This is a genomic window from Micromonospora sp. NPDC023888, assembly GCF_040639415.1.
GTDB lineage: Bacteria > Actinomycetota > Actinomycetes > Mycobacteriales > Micromonosporaceae > Micromonospora.
This window is the reverse complement of record NZ_JBEZZW010000032.1, coordinates 71732-82520: the sequence shown is the minus strand read 5'-3', so window position 1 is coordinate 82520 and position 10789 is coordinate 71732. Positions and strand designations below refer to the sequence as shown.

General features: G+C 72.9%; 9 protein-coding genes. 5 read left to right on the top strand and 4 right to left on the bottom strand.

Annotation, left to right across the window (positions count from 1 at the left end; all coding sequences use genetic code 11):
- Positions 1-277 precede the first annotated feature (277 nt).
- Positions 278-1288 carry a DUF1775 domain-containing protein gene (locus tag AB0F61_RS25395; protein ID WP_357814132.1) on the bottom strand — a complete coding sequence of 337 codons (1011 nt, stop codon included), beginning with the start codon at positions 1286-1288 and terminating at the stop codon, positions 278-280.
- Positions 1289-1475: 187 nt separating this feature from the next.
- Between AB0F61_RS25395 and thrS the strand changes: the two genes are divergently transcribed.
- Complete coding sequence (gene thrS / locus AB0F61_RS25390) at positions 1476-3485, top strand: threonine--tRNA ligase (protein ID WP_357814129.1); 2010 nt, start codon at positions 1476-1478, stop codon at positions 3483-3485.
- Between the two features lie 124 nt (positions 3486-3609).
- Here thrS and AB0F61_RS25385 read toward each other — a convergent pair whose 3' ends face one another.
- Positions 3610-4338, bottom strand: a complete 729-nt coding sequence (locus tag AB0F61_RS25385) for a D-Ala-D-Ala carboxypeptidase family metallohydrolase (RefSeq protein ID WP_357814127.1) — start codon at positions 4336-4338, stop codon at positions 3610-3612.
- 179 nt (positions 4339-4517) lie between these two features.
- On the opposite strand from AB0F61_RS25385, the gene AB0F61_RS25380 reads away from it, so the two are divergent.
- Positions 4518-5030 (top strand): HIT domain-containing protein, encoded by a 513-nt coding sequence (locus AB0F61_RS25380; RefSeq protein ID WP_355028900.1) that lies wholly within the window; start codon positions 4518-4520, stop codon positions 5028-5030.
- Between the two features lie 34 nt (positions 5031-5064).
- Here the strand turns inward: AB0F61_RS25380 and AB0F61_RS25375 are convergent, their stop codons facing one another.
- On the bottom strand, positions 5065-5547 hold the full coding sequence (locus AB0F61_RS25375) for a hypothetical protein (protein WP_357814125.1): 483 nt from the start codon (positions 5545-5547) through the stop codon (positions 5065-5067).
- A 96-nt stretch (positions 5548-5643) separates the two neighbouring features.
- On the opposite strand from AB0F61_RS25375, the gene AB0F61_RS25370 reads away from it, so the two are divergent.
- Entirely contained in the window at positions 5644-6702 is a 1059-nt protein-coding gene (locus AB0F61_RS25370) for an aldo/keto reductase (RefSeq protein ID WP_357814122.1), read from the top strand.
- Positions 6703-6719: 17 nt separating this feature from the next.
- On the opposite strand, the gene AB0F61_RS25365 is transcribed toward AB0F61_RS25370, so the two are convergent.
- Positions 6720-8873: an elongation factor G-like protein EF-G2 gene (locus AB0F61_RS25365; RefSeq protein WP_357814119.1), complete on the bottom strand. Its 2154-nt coding sequence runs from the start codon at positions 8871-8873 to the stop codon at positions 6720-6722.
- Between the two features lie 249 nt (positions 8874-9122).
- Between AB0F61_RS25365 and pgsA the strand changes: the two genes are divergently transcribed.
- The gene (gene pgsA / locus AB0F61_RS25360; RefSeq protein WP_357814116.1) at positions 9123-9752 is read left to right on the top strand and encodes a phosphatidylinositol phosphate synthase; all 630 of its coding nucleotides are present in this window, start codon (positions 9123-9125) and stop codon (positions 9750-9752) included.
- Positions 9753-9798: 46 nt separating this feature from the next.
- Complete coding sequence (locus AB0F61_RS25355; RefSeq protein WP_357814114.1) at positions 9799-10731, top strand: phosphatidylinositol mannoside acyltransferase; 933 nt, start codon at positions 9799-9801, stop codon at positions 10729-10731.
- The last annotated feature ends 58 nt before the right edge of the window (positions 10732-10789 follow it).

Here is a 10789-nt window from a genome sequence, read left to right as displayed (position 1 = left end):
CGCTGGCCGCCCTGCGCTGGCCGCCCTGCGCTGGCCGCCCTGCGCTGGCCGCCCTGCGCTGGCCGCCCTGCGCTGGCCGCCCGGCCCAGGCCGCCCTGCCCAGGCCCGCCTGCCCACGGTCAACTCGGCTTCCTGCACCTCGGGGCATCCGCGCGGCGGGATTCCACAGTTTCCGGAAAGCCGAGTGGATCACCGCCAAGTCGGGCTGTCCGCGCGGCGTGGATACCACGATTTCCGGGAACCGGAGTGGATCACCGCCGCGCGGAGACGGCGTGGATCATCGCGATGCCGCGGAGACGGCGGGCCGGGGGTCGGCGGGCGTCGCGTCGGCCGGACTCCGGTCGGCGGGCGCCGCGGTGTCGTCCGCGCCGCCGGTGATCTCGGCGAAGGTCGCGGCCTCGTCGTGCTCCTCGGCCTCGCCTGCGCGGCCGGTCACCTCGGCCAGGGTCGCGGCCTCGTCGATCGTCGCGTCGGGCTCCTCGGCCTCGCCTGCGCGGCCGGTCACCTCGGCCAGGGCCGTGGCCTCGTCCGGGTCGCGTCGACGCCACCGGCTGACCAGCCAACCGATCGCCGCGCCGCCGCCCAGCCCGGCCAGCAGGCCGGCGGCCAACATGCCGTCGGCGCTGCCGGACTCGTCGCCGGCGGCACCCGTACCGGCGGCCGGCGCGGCGTCGACATCGCTGTCCCCGGCGGCTGGCGCGCCGGCCGCCGGGCCGCCGTGCCCACCGTGGGTGGCCGGACCCGCCGCGCCGGGCGCCGCCGGCAGCAGGGTGAGCGCCGGAGCCCGGTGCCGACCGGCGGCGTCCGCCCACCGGACCACAGTGCCGTCGGCGTACGTCTGGACGACCTCGAAGGTGAGCCGCTCCACCTGTGGCATCGGTCCCATGGACAGCGCCAGCCGGGCCGGGCCGGGGTCGCTCTCACCGACCCGGACCCAGGTCACCGCGGTGGTCACCGTGCTCACCCCGGAGGAGTGGATGCCGGCCACCGGCTTGTCCAGCGTGCGGGAGCTGATCCGGGGCGCCCAACCGTTCACCGACATCGGGTAGACCTCGGCGACCGGCGCGTCGACAGGCAACCGGACCTCGATCTGGTTGGTCTTCGTGCCGGCCCGCTCCTCCGGCACGCTGAACTCCAGGCGTACGGCGTCGCCCTGCCGGGCCTGGGTCGGGGTGGTCGTCACGTCCGCCGCCTGTGCCGCGCCGGGCCAGAGCAGCAGCCCGGCGGCGGTGAGCGCGGTCACCGCCGCGATCCTCCGCCGGCGCTCGCCGCCGTGCGTGCTCGCCATCTCGTGCCCCCATCCGTGTCCGCGCGGCCGGCACCGGTTCCGGCCACACCCTGTAGTTCGGCTCCGAGGCGCGAAAGGTTCAACGCGGCCGTGAGGAAGGTGCCGTTCCCGGTCGGGGACGGCGCGACCGATAGCATCGGCAGGAGCCGAGGACCGGCACCGTTTCGTACCGCTTGGAGGAGTCACCGTGTCCGCACCCCGTACCCCCGCCGTGGCCGACCCCGTCGTCGTCGCCGCCGGGACCACGGCGGCCGACGCGGTGGCCGCGGCCGGACTGCCCGCGAACGGCCCCAAGGCGATCGTCGTGGTCCGCGACCCGCAGGGCCAACTGCGCGACCTGGACTGGGCGCCGACCGAGGACACGACCGTCGAGCCGGTCAGCCTGGATTCGCCCGACGGGCTCAACGTGCTGCGCCACTCCACCGCGCACGTGCTCGCCCAGGCCGTGCAGGACATCTTCCCCGAGGCCAAGCTGGGCATCGGCCCGCCCATCGAGAACGGCTTCTACTACGACTTCGACGTCGACAAGCCGTTCCAGCCCGATGACCTCAGCAAGCTCGAGAAGCGCATGCAGGAGATCATCAAGTCCGGGCAGCGCTTCCGTCGCCGCCGCTTCGGCAGCCTGAACGAGGCGCGCTCCGAGCTGGCCGACGAGCCGTTCAAGCTGGAGTTGATCGAGGTCAAGGGCGAGGGGCTGGACACCGACGAGGTGATGGAGGTGGGCGGCGGCGAGCTGACCATCTACGACAACCTCGACGCCAAAGAGGACAAGGTCTGCTGGTCGGACCTGTGCCGGGGCCCGCACCTGCCGACCACCCGCCTGATCGGCGCGTTCAAGCTGATGCGCTCGGCCGCCGCCTACTGGCGTGGCTCGGAGAAGAACCCGCAACTGCAGCGGGTGTACGGCACCGCGTGGCCGACCCGTGACGAGCTCAAGGCGTACCTGAAGTTGCTGGAGGAGGCCGCCCGGCGCGACCACCGCAAGCTCGGCGCGGACCTCGACCTGTTCAGCTTCCCCGACGAGATCGGCTCCGGCCTGGCGGTCTTCCACCCCAAGGGCGGCATCATCCGCCGCGAGATGGAGCACTACTCCCGCCAGCGGCACGAGGCGGCGGGGTACGAGTTCGTCAACACCCCGCACATCACCAAGGCGCAGCTCTTTCAGACCTCCGGCCACCTGCCGTACTACGCGGACACGATGTTCCCGCCCATGCAGTTGGAGGGCGCGGACTACTACCTCAAGGCGATGAACTGCCCGATGCACAACCTGATCTTCAGGTCGCGCGGGCGGTCGTACCGGGAGCTGCCGCTGCGGATGTTCGAGTTCGGCACGGTCTACCGGTACGAGAAGTCCGGCGTGGTGCACGGCCTGACCCGGGTCCGCGGCCTGACCCAGGACGACTCGCACATCTACTGCACCCGCGAGCAGATGGCCGGTGAGCTGTCCGCGCTGCTCAGCTTCGTGCTGGACCTGCTGCGCGACTACGGCCTGGACGACTTCTACCTGGAGCTGTCGACCCGGGACGACTCGCCGAAGTTCATCGGGGCCGAGGAGGACTGGGCGGAGGCGACCGAGGCGCTGCGGACCGCAGCCGCGACCTCCGGCCTGGACCTGGTGCCCGACCCGGGTGGCGCGGCGTTCTACGGGCCGAAGATCTCCGTGCAGGCGCGGGACGCGATCGGCCGGACCTGGCAGATGTCCACCATCCAGGTCGACTTCAACCAGCCGGAGCGGTTCGGCCTGGAGTACCAGGCCGCCGACGGCACCCGGCAACGACCCGTGATGATCCACCGGGCGCTGTTCGGGTCGATCGAGCGGTTCTTCGGGGTGCTCACCGAGCACTACGCTGGCGCGTTCCCGGCCTGGCTGGCCCCGGTGCAGGTGGTCGGCATCCCGATCCGCGAGGACCACACCGACTACCTGCACGGCTTCGTCGCGGCGCTGCGCGCCGAGGGGATCCGGGCCCAGGTGGACGCGGGTGACGACCGGATGCAGAAGAAGATCCGTACGGCGCAGCAGCAGAAGATCCCGTTCATGGTGATCGCCGGTGACGACGACGTGGCCGCCGGCACGGTGTCCTTCCGCTACCGGGACGGCTCCCAGCGCAACGGGGTGCCCGTCGCCGAGGCGGTGACCCACGTCCTGGACGTGGTCAGCTCGCGGACGAACATTGGCCCCTCCGCCGCCGCGGAGTAGCACGGTCGCGCGCCCGCCGCGCGACCCGCTTGCCGCACAAGATCGCGCTCGATCCAGGAAGTGGTGGCCTCCCACGCCGGGGAGCCACCACTTCCATGGTTCGAGCGCGATCTCGGAGCCAGGGTCAGATACCGCAGTTCGGCGCTGACCAGCCGCCGACCGCCGCCACGTGGGTGTGGTCGTTGTGGTCCGGGTAGCCGGGGCCGAGGATCTGCCCGAAGCCGTGGTAGCGGGCCTGCTGGGCCAGCCGGCAGAACGACGGTGACCCGACCAGGTCGACCGCGTCGCCGTACAGGTGGCGGCTGTTGGACGCCCCGCCGACCGCGCTGTTGCAGGCGTAGCTGCGGAAGCTGCTGCTGATCGAGATGGCCACGTCCCCGAGGGCGTGCCGCAGGGCCTGGAGCTTCCACATCGAGACGAGCGCGTTCGACCGGGCGGTGCTCGCCGCCACCGCACCGCCGGACCAGTCGCTGTTGCACTTGTTCAGCTCCGCGTAGCTGAAGTTGGCAGGCGTGCAGTCGTCGTCCTGCAGGGCGTAGAGCCGGGTGAACGTCTGCGGGCCGGCGATCCCGTCCGCGGGCAGCCCGTACGCCTGCTGGAAGCGGATCACCGCCGAGCGGGTGGCCGGCCCGAACGCGCCGTCGATGGTGAGCACGGCACCGTAGCCGGGGTAGCCGGCGACCCGGATCTGGAGCTGCCGGACGTCTTCGCCGGACGCCCCCTGGGAGAGGGTGCGACCCCAGGTGTAACAGCCGTCCGCCTGTGCGGCGCCGGCGGTGAGGGTGATGCCGGCCACTGTGGTGGCGGCGGTCAGGGCGAGTGCCGCGAGGAGCCGGCCGAGCCGTCGGATCATGGGTGACCCTCCATCGATACATGCACGGTTCTGGATGCATGGAATCTTCAGGTTCTGGCATTGATCCGTCAAGAACTTGCAGCAAGGAGTTTTCCCGGCGGCGGGTGTCGCGGCTCGACGGGCTGGCTCCGTAGGATCGGCTCGTGACAGGGGCGGAACGGCACACGGACATCGGCGGCATGGCGGACGGCCTGGAGCGGCTCTGGACGCCGCACCGGATGACCTACATATCCGGCGAGGACCGCCCCGCCGAGGGCTACGAGAAGCCCACCGGCTGCCCCTTCTGCCGCGCGCCCAAGCTGCCACCGGAGGACAGCCTGGTGGTGGCCCGCGGCGAACACGTCTTCGTGGTGCTCAACCTCTACCCGTACAACCCGGGGCACCTGCTGGTCTGCCCCTACCGGCACGTCGCCGACTACACCGACCTGGACGTGCCGGAGACCACCGAGTTGGCGTCGTACACCCAGACCGCGATGCGGGTGATCCGCAAGGTGAGCAACGCGCACGGCTTCAACCTGGGCATGAACCAGGGCGGGGTGGCCGGTGCCGGGATCGCCGCGCACCTGCACCAACACGTGGTGCCGCGCTGGGGCGGCGACGCCAACTTCATGCCGGTGATCGGCCGCACGAAGGTGCTGCCGCAACTGCTCGGCGACACCCGCGACCTGCTCGCCCGCGCCTGGCCGTCCTGACCGCCGCCCGAGCGCGAGGGCCGCGCCGGTCCGGCTAGTCGGCGCGCAGCAGCGCGGTCAGCTCCGGCCAGCTCTCCACCCGGTGTACGGCGGAGAGCAGCGCGGCGTGCGCGGCGACCTCTGCCGGCCGGGGCCGGAACAGGTAGCGGTGCGGCACCGAATCGAGGTAGCCGAGCACCTCCAGCTTGTCGTCGACGAAGTGGGTGAGCCCGAGGCGCTGGGCGATCGGCGCCTTGTCCGGTCGGGTGCGACAGAAGTGCACCCGCTGCACCGGGATGCCGGTGCGCGCCGGAAAGTCGTGGTGGGCCAGCCACGCCCGGGTGCGCCGTTCGGTGGGCTCCCCGCACTTGGAGACCAGGTGCACCTCGTCGAACGCCGGGCCGAGCGCCGCGAGCGCGTCGAACGCCCCGGCGACGGCGGGTGTGCGCAGGTAGTGCGCGCCGAAGAAGGACGTGTCGGCGTCGTGGTCGGCCGGCTCGATGAGCACGCCGCCGATGTCCACACCAAGCCGTCGCATGTGTCGATCATGCCGCACCGGCCCGGCGGGCGCCCCCCATGATCCCGCTCCGGGATCTGCTACGTCCCGACCCGGTGAAGGTGGCACGATCGGCCGATGGCAGTCACGACACGGACGTTGGGGCGCAGCGGCATCGAGGTCAGCGCCCTCGGCATGGGGTGCTGGGCGATCGGCGGGCCCTGGGCCGAGGGTGTCCAACCGCTGGGCTGGGGCGCCGTCGACGACGACGAGTCCGTGCGGGCGGTTCGCCGGGCACTCGAGGTGGGCATCACCCTCTTCGACACCGCCGACACGTACGGCGCCGGGCACAGCGAGCGGATCCTCGGCCGGGCGCTCGCGGGCCGCCGGGACGAGGCCGTGATCGCCACCAAGTGGGGTTACACCTTCGACGAGGCGAGCCGACAGGCCACCGGGGAGGACGCGTCGCCGGAATACCTGCGCCGGGCCGTCACGGACTCCCTGCGCCGGTTGGGCACCGACCGCATCGACCTCTACCAGCTCCACCTGGCCGACCTGCCGGTGCCGCGGGCGCAGGCGCTTGTCGGCACCTGCGAGGACCTGGTGGCCGAGGGCCTGATCCGCGCGTACGGGTGGAGCACCGACCGCCCCGACCGGGCCACCGCGTTCGGGCACGCGGCCGCCGGCGCCACCGCCGTGCAACACACCCTGTCGGTGCTGCGCGACGCCCCCGAGCTGCTCGCCGTCTGCGACAAGTACGACCTGGCCAGCGTCAACCGGGGCCCGCTGGGGATGGGGCTGCTCACCGGCAAGTACTCGGCCGGGTCGGTGCTGCCCCGCGACGACGTCCGCGGGTTGGCCCCCGGCTGGTTGGAGTGGTTCCGCGGGGGCCGGCCCGCACCGGAGTGGCTGCGCCGGGTCGGCGCGGTCCGCGCGGCGCTCACCGCCGATGGGCGCACCCTCGCCCAGGGGGCACTGGGCTGGATCTGGGCGCGCAGCGGCCGCACCATCCCGATCCCCGGCTGCCGTACGGTCGCCCAGGTCGAGGAGAACGCCGCCGCGCTGCACCGGGGTCCGTTGCCGGCGGACCAGTTCGTCGAGGTGGAACGCCAGTTGGCGGCCCTGCGCACCGCCGCCCTGCGCGACGCCGACCGCCCCCACTGGCCCCCGCCCACGCACCCCACCATCCACCCCTGAGCGAAAGGGGGCGAGGGTCAGGGGGTGTGTTCCTTGCGGATCTGGTCGGCCAGGTGCGCGGGCATGAGGTCGTGGCGGACGAACCGGCGGCGGAAGGTGCCGATACCAGCCGTCATGGAGCGCAGCTCGACGGCGTAGCGCAGCAACTCGGTGGCCGGCACCTCGGCGCGCACGAGGGTGCGGCCCTCGGTGTCCGGGTCCGCTTCGGTGCCGAGCACCCGACCGCGTCGGCCGGACAGGTCGCCCAGCACCGCGCCCACCGAGCCGTCCGGCACCCGGATGGTGACCTCGTCGATCGGCTCCAGCAGCGCGGGCTGACCACGGTCGGCGGCGTCACGCAGGGCCAGCGCGCCGGCGGTCTGGAAGGCCGCGTCGGAGGAGTCGACGCTGTGCGCCTTGCCGTCGACAAGGGTCACCCGCAGGTCCACCACCGGGTGGCCGGCGACCAGGCCGCGCTCGAGCTGGGCGCGGACGCCCTTCTCCACGGACGGGATGTAGTTGTGCGGCACCGCGCCGCCGACGACCCGGTCGACGAACTCGAAGCCGCCGCCCTGGGGCAGGGGCTCGACCTCGATGTCGCAGACGGCGTACTGGCCGTGCCCGCCGGACTGCTTGACGTGCCGGCCGTGCCCGGTCGCGGGCACGGTCAGCGTCTCGCGCAGCGACACCTTGACCGGCTCGGTGTCCAGCTCGACACCGCCGGCGCGTAGCCGGTCGAGCAGTACGTCGGCGTGCGCCTCGCCCATGCACCAGAGCACCAGCTGGTGGGTCTCCGGGTTGCGCTCCAGCCGCAGGGTGGGGTCGCCGGCGACCAGCCGGGCGAGGTTGCGGGCCAGGGCGTCCTCGTCGGCGCGGCTGCGGGCGACCACCGCCACCGGCAGCAGCGGCTCCGGCATCTCCCAGGGTGCGATCAGCAGCGGGTCGTCCTTGGCGGCGATGGTGTCGCCGGTCTCGGCGGTGCCCGACTTGGTGATCGCGCAGATGTCGCCGGCCACGCAGAACGGCACCTCCCGCAGGGTGGCGCCCAGCGGTGTGTAGAGGTGCCCGACCCGCTCGTCGGCGTCGTGATCGGGGTGGCCGCGTTCGGCCATCCCGTGCCCGCAGATGTGCACGGTCTGCTCGGGGCGCAGCGTGCCGGAGAAGACCCGGACCAGCGAGACCCGACCGACGTGCCGGTCGACTGTGGTCTTGACGACCTCGGCGACGAGCGGCCCGTCCGGGTCGCAGGTCAGCGGCGGGCGGGGCGAGCCGTCCACGCCGGTAACGGCCGGCAACTCGTGCTCCAGCGGCGACGGGAACGCGGCGGTCAGCACCTCCAGCAGCACGTCCAGCCCGACCCCGGTCCCGGCGCAGACCGGCACCACCGGATAGAAGTGCCCCCGGGCGACAGCCTTCTCCAGGTCGTCGATGAGCACCTCGTCGCTGATCTCCTCGCCGTCGAGGTAGCGGTCCATGAGGGTCTCGTCCTCGCTCTCGGCGATGATCCCCTCGATCAGCTCGTCGCGCGACTCGTCGATGGCCCGCTGGTGCTCCGGGTCCGGGTCGCGTACGTCGGCGGGCAGCCCGGCGGAGTAGTCGAAGACCCGGCGGGTGATCAGGCCGAGCAGCCCCTCGGTGGACACCCCGTCGTCGCCGAGCATCGGCAGGTAGAGGGGCATCACGTTGTCGCCGAAGAGGCGCTGGCAGAGCGCCACCGCCTCGTCGACGTCGGCACGCGGCTGGTCCAGTCGGGAGATCGCGACCGCGCGGGGCAGGTCGACCGCCGCGCACTCCTCCCACAGGGCGACGGTGGCCGCGTCCATGCCGCCCGCCGCGGAGACGACGAAGAGGGCGGCGTCGGCGGCCCGCAGTCCGGCGCGCAGTTCGCCGACGAAGTCGGCGTACCCGGGGGTGTCCAGCAGGTTCACCTTGATGCCGTTGTGCAGCAGCGGCGCGCAGGACAGACTTACCGACCGCTGTTGGCGTACTGCCGCGGGGTCGTGGTCGCCGACGGTGGTGCCGTCGACCACGGTGCCGGCCCGGCTGATCGTGCCGGTCGCCGCGAGCAGGGCCTCGACAAGTGTCGTCTTGCCCGCTCCGGAGTGCCCGACGAGCACCACGTTGCGAACCCGCTCGGGCTCGGTCACCACCGGCGTGCCGCCGGTGGAACCCTTCTCGTGCTTCTGCGCCATGGGGCGCACCTCCCTCAGCCGGTGGTGGGTGGCGACCGCCGCGCGACGGTAAGCGGCCCGGGGCGAGTGCGCGGCAGTATCCTCCGGTGGTCACGTGCACAGCGGGAACGGGACGGGTGGGCGGGTGAGCTGGCTCACCCTCCGGCTCGATCTCACACCCGTTGTCGGGTAGGCACAAGCCTCTCCCGGGCGGGTCGGAGGGGCGGCGGTATCGGCGGACCTGGGCGGACCGTTATCGTGGGGACCGCCATGGCGAAGATCTTCCAAGTGTCGGCCCGCGCGGGGATGACCCGCGTCGTCGAGCCGATTGCCCGCGCCCTGCTGCGCGCGGGCGTCACCCCCAATGCCGTCACCGTCGCGGGCACCGTTGGTGTGCTCGTCGGCGCGCTCGGCTTCGGTGCTCGCGGCCACCTGGTCGCGGGCGCGTTGATCGTTACCGTTTTCGCGCTCACCGACCTGCTCGACGGGACGATGGCCCGGATGAGCGGCGGCTCCACCAGGTTCGGGGCATTCCTCGACTCAAGCATGGACCGGGTCGCCGACAGCGCCGTCTTCGGCGCCGTCGCGTACTGGCTGGCCACCCAGGGCGACCATTCCGGGGTGGCCGCCGCCCTGGTCTGCCTGGCCGCCGGCGGGCTGGTCTCCTACGTGAAGGCCCGCGCCGAGGGGCTCGGCATGACCTGCAACGTGGGCATCGCCGAGCGCACCGAGCGGCTGCTGATCGTCGGGGTCGGCGGGATCCTCACCGGCCTGGACGTGAAGCCGGCATTGGAGATCTCGCTGTGGCTGCTCGCCGCGGTGTCGATCTTCACGGTGGGGCAGCGGATGGCGCACGTCTACCGCCAGGCCCAGCAGCTCCAGCCGAACGGCCAGGCGTGAGTGGCGCGTCCACGGCCCGGCGCGCGACGACCGGCGGCCGGGCCGCGTGAACCTCACCGAGCTGGGCTACATCGCCGGCTGGCGGGTGATCCGTGCGCTACCCCGGCCGCTGGTGGCGGCGGCGTTCCAGGCGGGCGCGGACCGCGCGCACCGCGCCGGCGGCGGGGGTACGGCCCGACTGCGCGCCAACCTGCGCCGGGTGGTCGGCCCGGAGCTGCCCGAGGCCGAGCTGGACGATCTCGTCAAGCGCGGGCTGCGCTCGTACGCCCGGTACTGGATGGAGGCGTTCCGGCTGCCCTCCCTGAGCCGCGCGCAGATCCTGTCCGGTTTCCGGCTCGACGGTGCCGAGTTGCTCGCCGCGGACGTGGCCGCCGGCCGGGGCGCGGTGGTGGCCCTTCCCCATGCCGGCAACTACGACGCCGCGGGCGCCTGGGTGGCGGCCACCGGCTGGCCGATCACCACGGTGATGGAACGGCTCAAGCCGGAGGGCGTGTACAAGCGTTTCGTGGCCTTCCGGGGGAGCGTGGGCATGGAGATCCTGCCCACGCACGGGGGGCCGCGTCCGGCGTTCGACGTGCTGCTGGACCGGGTGCGTGCCGGTGCGGTGGTGCCGCTGCTGGCCGACCGGGACCTCTCCGCCCGGGGCGTGGAGGTGGACTTCTTCGGCGCGAAGACCCGGATGCCGGCCGGGCCGGCACTGCTGGCGCTGCACACCGGAGCGCCGCTCTACGTGGCTTCGATGTGGTACGAATCGGATGCGGCGTGCGCATCGCTCGCCGGCCCGCTGCCAGTGCCGGGGCCCGAGGCCGGGCCCCTGGACCAGCGGGTCCGGTCGCTTACCCAGTTGATCGCCGACGGTCTGGCGGCGGGTATCGCCCGACATCCGCAAGACTGGCACATGTTGCAGCGGATGTGGCTGGACCAGCGGGGGTCGGGGGACGGCCCGGCGCTGCCCACCTCGGCCGCCGGTCAGGCCTGAGGAGGTGGTGGGCACGGTGGGACGGTGTTCCGCGGTCGCGGGCGGGAGGCGCTGACGC

Coding starts and splice junctions, on each gene's coding strand:
- AB0F61_RS25365 (WP_357814119.1), bottom strand. CDS start 8,873: ATGGCGCAGAAGCACGAGAAGGGTTCCACCGGCGGCACGCCGGTGGTG.
- AB0F61_RS25375 (WP_357814125.1), bottom strand. CDS start 5,547: ATGCGACGGCTTGGTGTGGACATCGGCGGCGTGCTCATCGAGCCGGCC.
- AB0F61_RS25380 (WP_355028900.1), top strand. CDS start 4,518: ATGGCGGACGGCCTGGAGCGGCTCTGGACGCCGCACCGGATGACCTAC.
- pgsA (WP_357814116.1), top strand. CDS start 9,123: ATGGCGAAGATCTTCCAAGTGTCGGCCCGCGCGGGGATGACCCGCGTC.
- AB0F61_RS25395 (WP_357814132.1), bottom strand. CDS start 1,288: ATGGCGAGCACGCACGGCGGCGAGCGCCGGCGGAGGATCGCGGCGGTG.
- AB0F61_RS25385 (WP_357814127.1), bottom strand. CDS start 4,338: ATGATCCGACGGCTCGGCCGGCTCCTCGCGGCACTCGCCCTGACCGCC.
- AB0F61_RS25370 (WP_357814122.1), top strand. CDS start 5,644: ATGGCAGTCACGACACGGACGTTGGGGCGCAGCGGCATCGAGGTCAGC.